Source organism: Xanthomonas sp. 4461 (assembly GCF_024806475.1).
GTDB classification, from domain to species: domain Bacteria; phylum Pseudomonadota; class Gammaproteobacteria; order Xanthomonadales; family Xanthomonadaceae; genus Xanthomonas; species Xanthomonas arboricola_F.
In genome coordinates, this window is the sequence record NZ_JANTYV010000001.1 from 1,379,209 (window position 1) to 1,396,495 (window position 17,287).

Below are 17,287 nucleotides of genomic sequence, written 5' to 3' on the forward strand. Positions count from 1 at the left end.
GTTCAGGGCAGCCAGCAAAACGACGGCGCTCACCGCCAGCCGGGCGCGGCGGGTGCGCGCTGCGGCATGGACCGCGCATGCACTCCGGTCCCTCCGCGCCATCCACATTCACCTCACGACTGCTCGCTACCGCGCTTGGGCGGCAGGCACACGGTCAGGCGATGGCTGCGCGTGCGGGAGCAGACCGCCATACTTGCCGGCATGTATGCCTCGCAACGCCGCCGCCTGCTGCTCACCCTGGTCATCGTGCTGGGCGGGATGGTCGTGGCCATGCTGGCAGCCGGACACTTCGTCGAACAGAACGCCTTGCGCGAGGAAAGCGCCACTGTGCGCCGGCAGCTGCGTCTGTACGCGCAGGCGCTGCAACAACGCATCGACCGCTATCGCACCCTGCCGCAGATCCTGGCGCTGGACCCGGAACTGCGCGCGGCGGTCGCCGGCCCGCTGTCGCCCGCGCACGTGCAGCAACTCAATCGCAAGCTCGAACTTGCCAACAACGTCACCCAGTCGTCCACGCTGACGCTGATCGACCGCAGCGGCATTGCGCTGGCGGCCAGCAACTGGCGCGCGGTGCGCAGCAATGTCGGGGTGGATTACGCTTTCCGCCCGTATTACCAGCAGGCGCTGGCCACCGGTAGCGGCAGTTTTTACGGCATCGGCATGACCACCAGCGAACCGGGCTACTTCCTGTCGCAGGCCATCGTCGACGCTGACGGCCAGGTGCAGGGCGTGGTGGTGATCAAGATCGCGCTGGCCGCACTGGAGCGCGAATGGCTGCAGACCCCGGATATCGTGCTGGCCTCCGATGCGCATGGCGTGGTGTTTCTGGCCAGCCGCGCCAGCTGGCGCTACCGCATGCTGGCGCCACTCACCCCGCGCGATCGCAGCGAGTTGCAGAGCACCCGCCAGTATGCCAATCAAGGACTGCTGCCGCTGCGTCGGCGGTTGATCGAGCAGACCGGCAACGGCGGTGTACTGGCCGAGGTGCGCGACCCGCCGCTGGCCGCGCCAGTGCTGTGGCAGACGCTGGAAGTCCCCGAAAGCGGCTGGCGCCTGCATCTGCTGCACGACACCCGCGCCAGCGCCGCTGCCGGGCGCGCTGCGGCCATTGCCGCTGCCGGTGCCTGGCTGGCGTTGGCGCTGCTGTGGTTGTTCGTGCAGCAGCGTCGGCGGCTGTCGGCGCTGCGTCAGCGCAGCCGGCATGAGCTGGAAACCCTGCTGCAGCAACACGCCGAAGAACTGCGTACCGCCCAGGACGGTGTCGTCACGGCAGCACAGCAGTCCAACGCCGGCCTGAGCCGCAGCCTGGAACATCTGCCGCAGGGCGTGGTGGTGATCGACGAGGCGCTCAATCTGGTGGCGTGGAATTCGCGCTACGTGGAGCTGTTCCGCTTCCCGCCGGAGTTGCTCAAGATCGGCCGCCCGATCGAAGACCTGTTCCGCTTCAATGCCCGCCGCGGGCTACTGGGGCCGGGACCGATCGAGGCGGCCATCGAGCGACGGCTCAATCACCTGCGCAGCGGCAAGCCGCATATGCGCGAAAGCGAAAAGGAAGACGGCACGGTGCTGGAGATCCGTGGCAACCCGCTGCCCGATGGCGGGTTCGTCACCAGCTACGCCGACATCACCAGCTACAAGAACGCCGCGCGCGAACTGCGCTCGCTGGCCGATGCGCTGGAGCATCGCGTGGCCGAGCGCACCCGCGATCTGGCCGCCGCCAAGCGCGAGGCCGAAAGCGCCAACCGCTACAAGACCCGCTTCGTCGCCTCGGCAGTCCACGACCTGCTGCAGCCGCTCAATGCCGCGCGCATGTTCGTGTCGGTGTTGCGCGGGCAGGTGCGTGAGCCCGGCAGTGCACGCGTGGTCGACAACATCGACGGCGCCCTCGCCGCGCAGGACGCCATCCTCAACAGCCTGCTGGACATCTCGCGCCTGGAAGCCGGCAGCCTGAAGACGCAGGTGCGCGACTTCGCACTGGCTCCCCTGGTGGAAACGCTGGCGCGCGAGTTCGGCATCCTGGCCGAAGACCGCGGCCTGGTGCTGGAGTGGGTGCCGACATCGGCGGTGGTGCTGAGCGACGAAACCCTGCTGCGCCGCATCCTGCAGAATTTCCTGTCCAACGCCATCCGTTACACCCCGCGCGGGCGTGTGCTGATCGGTTGCCGTCGGCGCGGCGGCTGGTTGCGCATCGAAGTGCACGACCAGGGTCCCGGCATTCCAGACGCCTTGCAGCACGAAATCTTCGAAGAATTCCGCCGCCTGGACGATGGTGTGGCCAACGACCGCGGCGCCGGGCTGGGGCTGGCGATCGTCGAACGCATTGGCCGCCTGCTGGGGCACCGCATCGGCCTGCGTTCAACGCTGGGCAGCGGCAGCGTGTTTTCGGTCAGCGTGCCGCTGGGCGAACGCGCCGCCATCGCCACGCGGTTGCCGCCTCCCACCGCCACCACCGAACACCGCAACGACCCCATCCTGCACGGTTGCCGGGTGTGGTGCGTGGACGACGACCCGCGTGTCTGCGAGGCCACCCGTGCCCTGCTGGAACGCTGGGAATGCCGCGTGGATTTTTCCGGCGGCCCGGACGAAGCGCTTGCCGGCGCAGGCGCCGACGACGCGCCGGAACTGCTGCTGCTGGATGTGCGCATGGGTGCGCACTACGGCCCCATGTTGCTGCCACAGCTGGTGGAACGCTGGCAGCGCGAACCGCGCGTCATCCTGGTCACCGCCGAACCCGACCCGGCCCTGCGCGAACATGCGCTCGACCTGGGCTGGGGGTTCCTGGCCAAGCCGGTGCGGCCACCGGCCCTGCGTGCGTTGATGACGCAGATGTTGTTGCGACGTGGGTGAGCTGCGCAGTCAGCCGTCTCGACAAACAGGTGAAGCCTGTGCGTCGGGCGTAGCTGATTACCGCTGAAAGGGCGCACCTGCCGCGCCACTGCACGCGTGTTGTGCAGCGATTCCTGGCGCTGCACGTTGTGGGCCGAGCGTCGCCGGATCGTTTCAGCGTACCGACGTGCGCGCCGTTCCAGGCCTGCCTTCGCGATGGCGCTACAGTGCTTGCGCGTGGGTTGCTGCTCGCATCTCCATCGTGCATCCCTCAGCTGCCGGTTGTTCTCCCCCCAGGGCATTGGAGCCCCCATGTTCAGGCCTGCCGCCATGATGTTGACCGCGTTGCTTGCCGCAGGCTGCGCGGCGGATCTGCCCGTGCACGCGTCCACGCCATCGGCGACCGTGCCGCCCTCCGGCCCGGTGCGCGCGGACATGGACCCATACACGCTGCAGACCCTGGACCGCGTGCTGCATCTGGCATCCACGCATCGCGGCCTGAGCCCGGGACATCTGATCAAACTGCTCTCGGCGGAATTTCTCGACACCCCGTATCAGGCCAACATGCTGCAGGGCTCGGCCACCACGCCGGAGCGGCTGATCATCGACTTCAGGGGCCTGGATTGCTTCACCTATCTGGACTATGTCGAAGCGGCGCGCCACGCCCATTCGCAGCAGGATTTCGTCGATCGCGTGATCCTCACCCGCTACGTCGATGGCGTCATCGGCTTCACCTCGCGCAAGCACTTCTTTTCGGACTGGGTCGCACGTCCCTACCCGCTTGCCGACGACATCACCGCAACGCTCGGCCCCAGGGCCATGCGCGTGGACAAGACGCTCAATCTCAAAGCCGACGGCAGCAACTATCTGCCCGGATTGCCGCTGGTGCAGCGGACCATCACCCACATCCCCGCCACCGATGTGGACAGCACTATCGTCCGGCAACTGCGCACCGGCGACTATGTGGGCAGGTACTCGCCGGCGCCCGGGCTGGATGTCAGCCATGTCGGCATCTTCGTCATGACCGACCGGGGCCCGGTGTTGCGCAATGCCTCATCGCGCCCGGAAAACGAAAAGGTCGTGGACTCGCCGTTCATGGAGTACGTCGCCCGCACGCAGGGCATCGTGGTCTACCGGCCCAGGCCCTGATAGTGGTTGTGGTGCGCACAACAGCCGTTCTGGCGGCGATCGTCGTTTCAATCTGATCCGCACGGTAAGCGCATGGTCGGAACCGCCTTGCGTCAGTGGGAGTGGACAAGCAGCAGCGCTATCGCCCACTCCGGCGCGCGCCGCCAACGCAGCGCGCAGATCTGCAAATCGCCGCTCAGCGATTGCATGGAAGTCGGCGCGATGCCCGCGCGCACATCCAGCCGGCAGTGTGCGGTCGACGGACGACGGCACCTGCTAGAATATCGAGAACGATTCCCATTTGACTTTCACCTTGCGTCGCGGAGCATGTCGCGTGCTCCGTCGGCGCCTTGGAGTTCTTACTCGATGAAGCTTTCCGCCCATGGATCGGCCGGCATGCCGTTCGTTGCCACCCTTTGCCTGTTCGCCTCCGCAACCGCGTCCGCCCAATCGGACGTCACCGACACACTGGACACCGTGGTGGTGGCCGCCTCGCGCTCCAACATGACCGTGGCCGAGTCGCCGCAGACGGTGTTGATCATCGACAAGGCGCAGATCCAGCAGCAGCTGACGATCTCCAGCAATTCCTCCGACGTGCTCGCCAACCTGATTCCCTCGTACACGCCCAGCCGCGGCAAGATGAACGGCAGCGGCGAAACCCTGCGCGGGCGCACGCCATTGATCCTGATCGACGGCGTGCCGCAGTCCAATCCGATCCGTCCCACCGGGCGCGAGGCGCACACCATCGACTATGCGATGGTCGAGCGCATCGAAGTGATCCAGGGTGCCAACGCGATCAACGGGCTGGGCGCCACCGGCGGCACCATCAACATCATCACCCGGCGCCCGCAGGACGGCTCGCTCAACCAGCACATCGACATGCAGGCCACCGCGCCCACGTCCGAGACGCGCGCGGAAACCACCAGCGCCGAGACCCGCTACCGCGTGGACGGCCGCTCGGACAAACTCGATTACCTGTTCTCGGCCAGCTACAGCGACCAGGGCCTGTATGTGGATGGAGAAGGCCGGCCGATCGGCGCCGACAACACCCAGGGCGACCTGATGACGTCCAAGAGCTACGACGTGCTGGCCAAGCTCGGCTACGCGCTCACCGACACGCAGCGCCTGAGCGTCAGCGTCAACCGCTACCGCATCAAGAACGACAACGACTACATCGGCATCCCCGGCAACCGTGCACAACGCCTGCCCACCACCTCGGTGCGCGGCACCCCGCAGGGCACCGCGCCCTGGAACGACGTGCTGACCTCCAGCCTGTCCTACACCCATGACGACTTGGCCGGCATGCAGCTGAGCGCGATGGTGTTCAACCAGGAATTCGAAGGGCTGTTCGGCGCCGACAACTCGTCCACATTCCAGGACCCGCGCATCGCACCGGTCGGCAGTTTGTACGACCAATCGCGTTCGGTCGCCTCCAAGTGGGGCAGCAAGATCAGCCTGACCAGGGACGACCTGCTCGACAACCGGCTCAAGCTCACCGGCGGCGTCGACCTGCTGGCCGACACCGGCAAGCAGGATCTGTACGGCACCGGGCGTACCTATGTGCCCGAATCGGACTACCGCAACCTGTCGCTGTTCGTACAGGGCGAATACAAGCTGCTGCCCACGCTTGCCCTGCACGCCGGCGTGCGCCGCGAAGAAGCCGAGTTGAAGATCGATAGCTACCAGACGCTGTGGCGCTACAACCGGGTCGCTGTGGAAGGCGGCACGCTCGACTTCAACCAGACCCTCTACAACGCTGGCCTGGTCTACACGCCGCTCGAAGGTGTGAGCTTTTTCACCAGCTATTCCGAAGGCTTCGGCATGCCGGACGTGGGCCGCGTGCTGCGCGCGATCAATACGCCGGGCACGCGCGTGGCCAGCCTGAGCACGCTGGAGCCCATCCTGACCAAGAGCGTGGAAGCGGGCACCCGCCTCACGCGTGGCGCCTTCGATGCAGACCTGAGCTACTTCCAGTCCAACTCGGACCTGGGCACGCGCGTGGTGCCGATCAACGGCGCCTTCATGATGAGCCGGGAAAAGACCCGCGTGCAGGGCGTGGACGCCAGCCTGGGGTATCGCCTGGATGCGGCGCATCGGCTGCGCCTGTCCTACGCCTACACCCGCGGCCGCTACGACAGCGACAACGACGGGCAACTGGACGCACGCCTGGATGGACTCAACGTGGCGCCCAACCGGGTGATCGCCTCGTGGTCGGCGCAGTGGACGCCCAAGCTCTCCTCGTTCGTGCAGGCCCAGCATGCCTTCAGCCAATCCTTCGACGAGGCAGACAAGCGCTTCAGTGGCTACACGCTGGTGGATGCGACCTTCAACTACGCATTGCCGCGTGGCGCAGTGCGCATGGGTGTCTCCAACCTGTTCGACAAGCAGTACATCACCTACTACTCGCAATCGGCCCTGGTCGAGCCGCTGCGCTACTTCGCCGGGCGCGGCCGCACGTTTACGCTGGGTTACTCGCTGGATTTTTGATGGCTTAGCGTGATTGTCGGCAGCGTGCGCACGCGAAGCCTGCGTAAGCGCGCTGCTGCGCCTGTAGATGCGATCAAAAGCTTGGTGAGTCGAGCGCGCGGTGCCCTCGCCGCTCGCGGGACACGCCGCAAGTACGTCCATGTAGGCTCGGTGGCGGCATCCATGCCGCCACACGGTTCCGCAATCGGCCAGGACACCGCACCAGAAAGTTCGCCAGCTGCTTTATTGAAAGCCTGCCCGCCTGCCGTTTGCCTTGGCTTGAGAAGCTGCTCGGAGACGCCGTTATTCAACCAACGGACGTCATGTCCTGCCTGCAATCATGCACACCGACCATCTCGACTGATCCTTGCCCGCCCACCGTCGCGCGACCTTACGCGGCATGGATGCCGCGTCAGAGCTGACAGGGACGTACTTGCAGCGTGTCCCGTGAGGCTGGGCGGGCAAGGGCACTGCAGCGACGTCGCAGATCCTGGCGCTCTGGTTGCTCACTCGCCGACCCAGAAGGGCGCACCGTTGTCTCTGATACTCGCGCCCACTGCGCGGGCCGTGCGACCACCGCGTACGTGTTGCTTGGCGCCTTGCAATCGACGTGGCACGCCCACGCACCTCGAACCGAATGCTGCAATGCATGCAAGCCACTTCTACGGCGGCGTGACGATGCTGCGTGGACGATTCGGACGATCAGGCAAGGATGCCGGATAACCAGGCTCACGCTGACTCCACTGCACGCGGCACAGTGCATCGCAAGACGCACGACGCCACCACCGGGAGAACCCAAGCATGAGTCAGACACTTTCGCTGGACCACTACCGCCTGCTCGGCCGCTCCGGGCTGCGCGTCTCGCCGCTGTCGCTGGGCACCATGACCTTCGGTGAGGAATGGGGCTGGGGCGCGGATGCGGGCGAAGCCAAGCGTATCTTCGACGCGTATGCAGACCGCGGCGGCAACTTCATCGACACTGCGGTCAATTACACCAACGGTGGCGCCGAGCGTATCGTCGGCAGCCTGATCAAGCCGCATCGCGAGCGCTTTGTGGTGGCGACCAAATTCACCATGGCGCGCGATGCGCACAACATCAACTCCGGTGGCAATCATCGTCTGAACCTGATCCGCTCGGTGGAGACCAGCCTGCGACAACTGGACTCCGATCGCATCGATCTGCTGTATCTGCATGCCTGGGACTTCACGACCTCGCCGGACGAAGTGATGCGCGGGCTGGAGCATCTGGTGCAATCGGGCAAGGTGCTGTACATCGGCATCTGCAACACGCCGGCCTGGCGCGTGGCGCAGCTGCAGACGCTTGCCGATCTGCGTGGCTGGTCGCCATTGGTCGCGCTGCAGATCGAATACAGCCTGGTCGAACGCACCGTCGAACACGAGTTGCTCCCGATGGCGCGCGAGCTGGGCCTGGGCGTGTTGCCGTGGTCGCCGCTAGGCGGCGGCATCCTGACCGGCAAGTACAGCCGCGCGGATCTGTCCGACGACAACGCGGCGGACGTATCCACCAGCCGCAAGGGCGTGATCGCCTCGACCGGGCATCTCAACGCGCGCTCGCTGGAGATCGCCGATGTGGTCGGTGCGGTGGCCGACGAGCTGGGCGCCTCGCGTTCGCAAGTGGCGCTTGCCTGGACCTTGCGCAACCCGGCGGTGGTCTCGCCGCTGATGGGTGCACGCACGCTGCAACAGGCCGAGGACAACTTCGGTGCGCTGGAGGTCGAGTTCAGCGACGACCAGCTGGCGCGCCTGGATCGGGTCAGCGGCCTGTCGCCGATCTTCCCGGAGCGCTTCATCGGGCGGCCGATGGCGCAGCAGCTGATCTACGGCACGCACGCGCTGCAGCTGCGCCACTGAGACCGGGGGTGACCTCATGAGCAGACCTTCCACCTTCGCTGCGGCATTGTTGATCGCGGCCGCGTGCATCGCCGGTGCCGGGCCGATCGCCCCGGCGGTCGCAACCGAGCGCTGTGTCGACCAGGCGCTGCAGCCGTGCAACAAGCGCATCGTCGATGCAGCGTTTGCACGCTGGGAAGCCGGCGGCAGCAACCTCTTCGAGGAGCTGCTGGCGCCGGAGGTGGCCTGGACCATCCACGGCTCCGGCCCGAGCGCCGGCACCCTCCACGGTCGCGCTGCGCTGATCGAACGGGCCGTGCACCCGCTGACCGAGCGCCTGTCCTCGCCGCTGCGTCCTGTGCAACGGCGGCTGTGGGCCGACGGCGACCACGTCATCGTGCAATGGGACGGCGCCGCCGACCTGGCGGACGGCGGAAGCTACCGCAACCGCTACGTGTGGATCCTGCGCATGCAGGGCGGCAAGGCGGTGGAAGTGGATGCATTCCTGGATCTTGCCGCGTACGACGCCGTGCTGCAGCGCCCCTCCGCCCAATTCAGACGCAGGACACGCCGATGACCGATACGCGCATGAGCATCGCAATCGCCATGGCGCTTGGCGCCGGCACAGCCGGCGCCTGCAATGCCGCTGCCATGGCCGCCACTGCACCGCCCGCGACACCGACACGCACATCCTTGCCGGAGCCAACCCCCATGCAGACACACCCCTACGTCGGCATGTGGGTCACCGGTGATGGCAGGATCCGCCAGGCCCTGTTGGCCAACGGTCGCTACGACGAAGCACGCGATGCACGCCAAAGCGCCTACCAGGGCCATTACGACATTACCGGTTCCACGATCCGCTATTGGGATGACAGCGGATTCACCGCCGATGGCCACTTCGTCACCCAGGACGAACTGCATCACGGCGGCATGATCTTGCATCGCCAACGGCAGGACTGAGCCTCCAGCGCATCCTCGCAATCGGCTACACGGTCGGCCAATCCAGTGCTGCGCCGCCGCTGGCGCACGCGCTGCGCGGCGATGCGGGCTGCAATGAGCCCAGCTGCGTCGACGCAGCGGCATCCTCGCGATCGCCGCTTGCAACTATCCACCTCAGCAAGGAGACACCATGAAGACTGTGCTGATTTCAGGCGCCGGCTCGGGTATGGGCCTGCTGACCGCGCAGACGCTGATCCGTGCCGGCTACGCGGTCCATGCAGGCGTGCGTGACCCGCATGGCCGCAGCACCGCGCGCAGGCAAGCGCTGGAGGCTTACGCCAGCGAGCGTGGTGGCTACGTGCAGGTGGTCGATCTGGACATCCACCATGCGCAGTCGTGCCAGGATGCGGTCGATGGCGTGATCGCCGCGCACGGGCGACTGGATGCGGTGATCCACAATGCCGCGCATCTGTTCATCGGCATGGCCGAGGGTTTCACCCCGGAGCAGCTGGCCGACAGCTTCAATACCAATGCGGTGGGTGCGCACCGGCTCAATCGCGCTGCACTAACGCAACTGCGCAGGCAAGGCGATGGCGTGTTGCTGTACGTCGGCAGCACCATCACCCGTATCGTCGCGCCCTTCATGATGCCGTACGTGGCCGGCAAATATGCGCTGGACGCAGTGGCCGAAACCACCGCCTACGAAGTGCAGCCGCTGGGGATCGAAACGACCATCGTCATGCCCGGTACCTTCATGGATGGCACCTCGCATTTCCAGACCGCGGTGCGCCCGGCCGAGTCGATGGAACAGGCCTACGCGGCGGTGCAGCCGGAAGTGGACAACTACGAACCGGGCCTGCGCCGCCTGTTTCGCGACGGGCAGCAGGCCCCGGTGCAGGCGGTGGCCGACGAGATCGCGCGCGTGCTTGCGCTGCCCAGGGGCGCCAAGCCCCTGCGTACCACTGTCGACTTCGCGGACTACGGCGCCGAAGCCGTCAACGCCGTGGTGGACGCACAGACCGAGCGGGTGTTCCGCATCATGGGCATGCAGCGGTTACGCGCTCTCACGCGGTGATGAACCCACCTTGCGGCACCCCAGACAATCGCATCGCTGTCGCGCCGGCGGGCGACAGCAGCTCGGGGCGTGCGGCCTGCACCGCAACGCGATTGAAGCCCTGGCCGAGACGGCCCGCACACGCCTGGTCTGCGCGCGCCATCGGCGGTTTCCCGCACGCAACCTGCCTTGCAGGCGTTAACCCTCGCCTTCCGGCTCCAGCGCCTTGACCAGCACCGCTGCCTGCGTGCGGCTGTAGCAGTCCAGCTTCTTCAGGATGGCGGTGACATGCACCTTGACGGTGTTCTCGGCCAGACCGAGTTCGTGCGCAATCTGCTTGTTGAGCAGGCCATCGGCCAGGCTCAGCAGCACGCGGAACTGTTGCGGGGTGAGCTGGGCAAGCTTGGCGGCCAGTTGCGCGTCGGCCTCCGAACGCTCGGCGGTCATCGGCGGAAACCAGGTGCCGCCGTCCAGGACGCTGGCCACGGCGGTGCCGATGGTCTCGGCCGGCGTGGACTTGGGAATGAAACCGGCCGCGCCGAACTGCTGCGCGCGCCGGATCACCCGCGGGTGATCGTTGGAGGAGATCACCACCACCGGGATATCGGGATGCTCGCCGCGCACATGCAGCAACGCCGAGAAGCCGCGCGCACCGGGCATGGCCAGGTCCAGCAGCACCAGCTCGGCCTGCGGGTGCGCGCGCAGCATCGCACTCAGCGTGGTGGCGCTGGAGGCTTCCACCACCTGCGCCTGCGGCAGGGTCTGCTGCAGCACGTGGATCACGGCGGCACGGAACAGCGGGTGATCGTCGGCGACGAGAATGGTGAGATCGGCCATCTGCCAAGTCTGGCACATGGGCGCCAACGATGCCGCTGCCCTATCGCGGCGGCTGCGTACTCGCACGCCACGCTTCCAGAAACTGGCGGCGCTTGAGCTTGTCCAGATACACCAGCAGGCCGGGGCCGAGCGGAATCGGCCGGAACGGCGGTTGTGCCGAGCCGCCCCGGCCACCGGCGGCCGGCAGGATCGGCATCAGCCGCGCTTCGCGCGAGAGCACCTGCTGCCCGCGTGGCGACAGCAGATAGTCGAGAAACCTGCGCGCTTCCGGCGCATGCGGTGCGGTCTTGGGGATCACCGCGGTACGCAGCGCCACCAGCGTGTAGTCCTGCGGCTGCACGATACCCAGCGGCGCGCCGGCATCGATACGCGCCTGCGCGTAGGACCCGAGCACGTTGTAGGCCAGCAGCAACTCGCCGCGACTGACGCGGTCGAGCAAGGTGCCGGTACGTTCTTCCAGCCTGACCTGGTTTGCGCCCAGCGCGGCCAGCAGCGCGCCGGCAATACTGCCCACCTGCCCGTCCTGAGTGGCGAACAGGTAGCCCACCCCGCTGCGCTCGACATCGTAGGTGCCCACCTTGCCGCGTAACGGCGCATCCGGCGCACGCAGCAACGCCAGCAGCTGGCGTCGCGTGCGCGGGACGCGGGAGGCATCGAGCTTGCGCGTGTTGTAGACGATGGCCACCGGCTCATAGCTGATGCCGAACACCTCGTGCCGCCATTGCGCCCAGGCCGGCAGCGCTTCGGTCTGCGCGGAACGGTGGGCCAGCGCGTGCCCATCGTTCACCAGCTTGGTCTGCAGATCCATGCTGGCGCTGATCAACATATCGGCAGTGGGCGCACTGGCGGCCGGATGCAGATAGCGCGCGTAGATGTCCCAGGCGATCACATCCTCGTAGATCACCTCGGTGCCCGGATGCAGGCGTTGGTAGTCCTGAATGACCGCGCCGAACACTTCCAGATCGGTGGACCCCTGCACCCGCAGCTGCGCCTGCATCGGCCCATGTGCGGGAAAGCGCCGCACATCGCCCGGCGCCGCCCAGGCCAGACCGTGCACCAGCAGCAACACCATCGCCCACAGCCTGCGCATCACGCGGTTCCTCCCGGGAAATGCAACGAGGCGATCAACCCGCCACCGATGCGATTGGCCAGATCGATGCGCCCGCCATGTGCCTCGACCACGCGCTTGACGATGGCAAGCCCCAGGCCTGCGCCGCCGGCGGGGACATCCGGCCCACGCACGAAACGCTCGAATACACGCTCGGCTTCAGCAGCCGGAATGCCTGGCCCGTGGTCGGCAATGGTCAGCACGTGGTGGTTGCCGTCGCCGGTCAAGGCCACCTGCAACGGCGCGCCGCCACCGTATTTGCAGGCGTTATCGATCAGGTTCTTGAGCGCTTCGCGCAGCAGCAACGCATCCCCGCGCAGCAGCGCCGGTTGCGGATCGATGGCCAGCTGCACACGCGGCGCGCCCTCGCCGCGCGGCAACGCTTCGTGCAAGGCCTGGTGCAGCACCTCGGCCAGATCCACCGTGGCAAAGCGCTGCAGATTCGAGCGATGGATCACGCTGGCATCGCTGAGCAATTGATTGAGCAGGCGGCTCATGTGGCTGGCGTTGCGCTCGATCGCGGCCAGGCTGCGTTGCATGTCGCGCGGATCGTCGTCGTCCATGGCCAGCTGCGCCTGCGCGCGCAACGCGGCCAGGGGCGTGCGCATCTGGTGCGCAGCTTCGGCCATGAACGCGCGCAAGGTCTCGTTGCTGGACGACAGCCGCGCCATGAAACGATTGAGCGCGGTCACCATCAACTGCATTTCCTGCGGCGCCGGCACGTTGAGCGGCTTGAGATCCGATGGCTCGCGACGCGACAGGTCGCGCTCGATGCGCTGCAACGGACGCAAGGCACGGTACACGCCCAACCACACAAGCCCCAACGCCAGCAGCGACAACACGCCGATCGCGACCAGGGCATTGAGCACCACGTCGCGTGCCACCGCATCGCGTGCACGCCGGGTCTGGCCCACCTGCACGCGCACTTCGCCCTGCTCGGAGGCCGAGGCAACGCGATGCATCACCACCGCAAAGCGCACAGGCTCGCCGCTGTACTGCGCATCGAACAGTACCGGGCGCTCGTCGCCGGGCGCGCGCGCCGGCAGCGGCAACCTGTCTTCGCCGGTGATGGTGCGGCCTTGCGCATCGAACACGCGATAAAACACGCGATCTTCCGGCGCCATGCCCAGCAGATCCAGCGAGGCATACGGCAGATCCACCTGCCAATCGCCGCCGACCAGCGCCACGCTATCGATGATGGACAGCGCCGAGGACACCAGCAGGTGATCGTAGGAGCGGTTGGCCGCACGCTCGCCGTAATTGCGCGCGGCAAAGAACAGTACCACCGCGCCCAGCAGCGACAGGCTGCCCAGATACAGCAGCAAGGTGCGCCGGATCGAAGGCGCCACCGTCAGCGGCTCAGCCATCGCTGCCCGGCTCCACCGGCGCATGCGGGTCGGCTTCTTCGAGTTTGTAGCCGGCGCCGCGCACGGTGACGATGCGCAGCGGCGCGCCCGCCAGCTTGCGACGCAGGCGGCCGACGTACAGCTCGATCGCATTGGGCCCGGCATCGTCGTCGAAGCCGAACAGCCCGTTGCCGATCTCGTCCTTGCCCACCACATGGCCCAACCGCCCGATCAGGATTTCCAGCAGGCGGTATTCGCGGTTGGGCAGTTCGATCGGCGCGCCATCGAGCACCACCGTATGCGCAGCGTTGTCGAATACGAACCCGCCGACCTGCACCACCTCGCTGGCCTGCCCGCGATTGCGCCGCAGCAAGACACGGCAACGCGCCTCGAATTCGCGGAAATCGAACGGCTTGCCCAGGTAATCGTCCGCGCCCACATCCAGCGCTTGCACGCGGTCTTCGATGCCATCGCGCGCGGTGAGCATCAAGACCGGCGTGGTATCGCCACGCTCGCGCATCCCGGCCAGCACGCGCAATCCGTCCAGCTTGGGCAGGCCGATATCCAGCACCACCAGATCGAAGCTCTGATAGCGCAGCACGCTGGCCGCCGCCAACCCGTCGGCCTGCCAGTCCACCGCATGCCCGCTACGGCGCATGCGCCGCACGATGGCATCGGCGAGGTCGGCATTGTCTTCGACTAGCAGCAGGCGCATGAATGGGGAATGGGGAATGGGGAATCGGAACGGCGATGGGTCGCGGCCGGAAGGTAACAGGCCTAGCGGCCAAAAGCTCTTCCGCCTCGGCAATCCCGCCGCCGCAATCCCGCTCTTGCGATTCCCCATTCCCGATTCCCCATTCCCGCCCCAACGACAGGTCCATGACAGCTTCATGGGACTAGGCTGCAGCCAACGCGCCACGGCGGTCCTCGTGGTGCATCGCTGAACGTGATTCACACATGTACCTGGGAGGGTCTGTGAGCAACGACACCTTGCGTCTGCGCGCCATCACCGCCTGCGCTGCGATCTGCCTGGCACCGGCGGCGCACGCGGCCGACGACGCCGGCCCGGTCACTGCCGAGGTGGGCGGGCGCGTGCACTGGGATTTCACCGTGTTCGACAACGATGAACGCGGCACGCCCGAGCGCAACGACACCCAGTTCCGTCGCGTGTGGCTGGATGTGGCAGGCAAGTTCTATGGCTTCAACTACAAGGCCGAGGCGGAATTTGCCGGCCTGCAATACGAATCCGGTAGCCGCGGCATCCTGGCGCGCGATGTGTACATCGCCAGGAAGTTTTCTGCCGGCACGCTGACCGTGGGCCAGTTCAAGCAGTACTTCTCCCTGGATGACCGCACCGGTTCCAACTATGGCCCGTTCCTGGAACGTGGCTATGCCTCCACCACGCTGGCGCCAATCTATCGCAAGGCCATTTCCTGGCAGGCCAATCGCCCCGATGCCACCTGGTCCACGGCGCTCTACAGCCTGGAAAGCATCGACAACTCCTCCACCAAGGGCGGCGCGCTGGGGACACGCCTGACCTTTTCGCCGGAGATGGGTCAAGCGCGGCTGCGTCACCTCGGCATTTCATTGGCGCATGAGCGCTACTCGCATCCAGGCAGCGACGGTGCGGCATCGCTGTTGATCCGCCCGCGCCCGGAAAACGACCTGGCCAATAACAGCCGCATCACCCTGGCGCGCTTTGCCGACGGACGCGATACCGACTTCGACAAGTGGTCGCTGGAATATGCCGAGGTACTTGGCCCGTGGTCGTGGCAGAGCGAATTCAGCGGCGGCCTGCTCGACGATGGCAGCCAGCATGCCAAGGTCCTGGCAAGCTACGGCCTGGTCAGCTGGTTCGTCACCGGCGAGTCGCGCGGCTACGACCGCAAGACCGGGCGTTTCAGCCGTATCGCCACGCCCAATCGGCCCAGCGGCGCGTTCGAACTGGCGCTGCGCTACGACTACATGCGTGGCGACCAACACCTGGATGGACAGCCCAACTTCATCGATGCCAGCACGCAGTCGTGGACGCTGGGCGGCAACTGGTATTTCAAGCCCAATCTGCGCGTGATGCTCAATGTCATCGACAGCCGCAACCGCGACCGCACGATGAATGCGGTGGTCGATCACACGCTGGCGGTGACCGGCCGGTTTCAGTACGACTTCTGATGCACTGCTGCATCGCGCCACGGTTTGAACCCATGTCGGCATGCGTCGCCACGATGCAGCGCCGTCACCATGCACGCACGACGGCCGCCGCCTTTGCCGTTGCGGTCGTGACGCAATGAACGGCGTTCTTGCAGTTGCGCAACACCACCGCAGCGTGTGCTGCGCAGCGGTGCGCTCCACCCTCTCCCTGCTGTATGTCCCAAAGGATTTGCCCGCATGCTGACCGCGCTCGGTTTCGGAATGGTGATCACCTTCATGTACCTGATCATGAGCAAGCGGCTGTCGCCGCTGGTGGCCCTGATCACGGTGCCGATCGTGTTCGCGCTGCTGGGCGGCTTCGGCTCCGGCATCAACGAGATGATGCTCGAGGGCATCAAGAAGATCGCGCCCACCGGGGTGATGTTGATGTTCGCCATCCTCTACTTCGGGGTGATGATCGATGCCGGGCTGTTCGACCCGCTGGTCGGCCGCATCCTGCGGCTGGTCAAGGGCGATCCGCTGAAGATCGTGATGGGCACAGCGATCCTGGCGATGCTGATCTCGCTCGACGGCGATGGCTCCACCACCTACATGATCACCGTCTCGGCGATGCTGCCGCTGTACCAGCGCTTGGGCATGAACGCGCTCAACCTGACCTGCGTGACCATCCTCGCCAGCGGCGTGATGAATCTGACCCCGTGGGGCGGCCCCACGGCACGTGCGGCGACGGCGTTGCATGTGGACCCGGCCGACGTGTTCGTACCGCTGGTGCCGGCGATGCTGCTGGCGATTGCCGGCATCATCGCGCTGGCATGGTATCTGGGCATGCGCGAGCGCCGCCGCCTGGGCGTGGTGCGCCTGCCGGCCGACGGCAACTGGCTGGACACCAGCATTCCCGAGGACAACGACGCGCTGCCGCGCGTGGAAGACACCGAGGACATGAAGCGGCCCAAGCTGCTGTGGGTCAATCTGATCCTCACCCTGGCGCTGATGGCCGCATTGGTGGTCGGCGTGCTGCCGATGCCGGTGCTGTTCATGATCGGCTTCGCGCTGGCGCTGATGATCAACTATCCCAATCTGGCCGAACAGCGTCGCCGGCTGGTCAATCACGCCGGCAACGTGCTGTCGGTGGTGTCGCTGATCTTCGCGGCCGGCATCTTCACCGGCATCCTGTCCAATACCGGCATGGTCGAGGCGATGTCGCGCAGCTTCCTGGCGGTGATCCCGGATAGCTGGGGTCCGTATCTGGCGGTGATCACGGCAATCGTCAGCATGCCGTTCACCTTCTTCATGTCCAACGACGCGTTCTACTTCGGCGTGTTGCCGATCCTGTCCGAGGCCGCCGGCCACTACGGCATCACCCCGGTGGAAATGGCGCGCGCCTCGCTGGCCGGCCAGCCGGTGCATCTGCTCAGCCCCTTGGTGCCCTCGACCTATCTGCTGGTCGGCCTGGCCAAGGTCGACTTTGCCGACCATCAACGCTTCACGCTGAAGTGGGCGGTGCTGATCTCGATGCTGATGCTGGCGGGCGGATTGTTGTTTGGCTTGTTTCCGTTAGCGCGCTGACGTCGGCCGGGAATGGTG

General features: G+C 66.4%; 13 protein-coding genes and 1 other RNA gene. 10 read left to right on the forward strand and 4 right to left on the reverse strand.

The features are described from left to right. Nucleotides 1-66: 66 nt before the first annotated feature. From FHY19_RS05880 to FHY19_RS05915, 8 genes are all read left to right on the forward strand, one after another. Nucleotides 67-142: non-coding RNA, sX9 sRNA (locus tag FHY19_RS05880), on the forward strand. Nucleotides 143-201: 59 nt separating this feature from the next. Beyond that, entirely contained in the window at nt 202-2,847 is a 2,646-nt protein-coding gene (locus FHY19_RS05885) for a PAS-domain containing protein (protein ID WP_259164066.1), read from the forward strand. Between the two features lie 291 nt (nt 2,848-3,138). Next, a complete protein-coding gene (locus tag FHY19_RS05890) occupies nt 3,139-3,975 on the forward strand; it encodes a DUF1460 domain-containing protein (RefSeq protein ID WP_259162928.1) in 837 nt (278 codons plus the stop codon). A 345-nt stretch (nt 3,976-4,320) separates the two neighbouring features. Beyond that, nucleotides 4,321-6,441: a TonB-dependent receptor gene (locus FHY19_RS05895; RefSeq protein WP_259162933.1), complete on the forward strand. Its 2,121-nt coding sequence runs from the start codon at nt 4,321-4,323 to the stop codon at nt 6,439-6,441. Between the two features lie 780 nt (nt 6,442-7,221). Next, nucleotides 7,222-8,292: an aldo/keto reductase gene (locus FHY19_RS05900; RefSeq protein ID WP_259162935.1), complete on the forward strand. Its 1,071-nt coding sequence runs from the start codon at nt 7,222-7,224 to the stop codon at nt 8,290-8,292. A gap of 16 nt (nt 8,293-8,308) precedes the next feature. Further along, entirely contained in the window at nt 8,309-8,848 is a 540-nt protein-coding gene (locus tag FHY19_RS05905; protein ID WP_259162937.1) for a nuclear transport factor 2 family protein, read from the forward strand. Nucleotides 8,849-8,859: 11 nt separating this feature from the next. Further along, the gene (locus tag FHY19_RS05910; RefSeq protein WP_259164067.1) at nt 8,860-9,231 is read left to right on the forward strand and encodes an Atu4866 domain-containing protein; all 372 of its coding nucleotides are present in this window, start codon (nt 8,860-8,862) and stop codon (nt 9,229-9,231) included. 169 nt (nt 9,232-9,400) lie between these two features. Then, complete coding sequence (locus tag FHY19_RS05915; RefSeq protein ID WP_259162939.1) at nt 9,401-10,285, forward strand: SDR family oxidoreductase; 885 nt, start codon at nt 9,401-9,403, stop codon at nt 10,283-10,285. A 177-nt stretch (nt 10,286-10,462) separates the two neighbouring features. On the opposite strand, the gene FHY19_RS05920 is transcribed toward FHY19_RS05915, so the two are convergent. Genes FHY19_RS05920 through FHY19_RS05935 form a run of 4 tightly spaced genes read right to left on the reverse strand, consistent with a single transcriptional unit; the run spans nt 10,463 to nt 14,270 of the window. Continuing rightward, nucleotides 10,463-11,101, reverse strand: coding sequence for a response regulator transcription factor (locus FHY19_RS05920; RefSeq protein WP_259156419.1), 639 nt, complete (start codon nt 11,099-11,101; stop codon nt 10,463-10,465). Between the two features lie 40 nt (nt 11,102-11,141). Further along, nucleotides 11,142-12,191, reverse strand: a complete 1,050-nt coding sequence (locus FHY19_RS05925; RefSeq protein WP_259162941.1) for an ABC transporter substrate-binding protein — start codon at nt 12,189-12,191, stop codon at nt 11,142-11,144. Next, complete coding sequence (locus tag FHY19_RS05930; protein ID WP_259162942.1) at nt 12,191-13,576, reverse strand: sensor histidine kinase; 1,386 nt, start codon at nt 13,574-13,576, stop codon at nt 12,191-12,193. The genes FHY19_RS05925 and FHY19_RS05930 overlap by 1 nt, the downstream gene beginning before the upstream one ends. Continuing rightward, complete coding sequence (locus FHY19_RS05935; protein WP_259162943.1) at nt 13,569-14,270, reverse strand: response regulator transcription factor; 702 nt, start codon at nt 14,268-14,270, stop codon at nt 13,569-13,571. Before FHY19_RS05935 ends, FHY19_RS05930 begins: the two co-directional genes overlap by 8 nt. Nucleotides 14,271-14,530: 260 nt before the next feature. Here FHY19_RS05935 and FHY19_RS05940 point away from each other — a divergent pair, with 260 nt between their 5' ends. Beyond that, nucleotides 14,531-15,724 carry an OprO/OprP family phosphate-selective porin gene (locus FHY19_RS05940; RefSeq protein WP_259162948.1) on the forward strand — a complete coding sequence of 398 codons (1,194 nt, stop codon included), beginning with the start codon at nt 14,531-14,533 and terminating at the stop codon, nt 15,722-15,724. 216 nt (nt 15,725-15,940) lie between these two features. Beyond that, nucleotides 15,941-17,269, forward strand: a complete 1,329-nt coding sequence (locus tag FHY19_RS05945) for a CitMHS family transporter (RefSeq protein ID WP_259162949.1) — start codon at nt 15,941-15,943, stop codon at nt 17,267-17,269. Nucleotides 17,270-17,287: the final 18 nt, after the last annotated feature.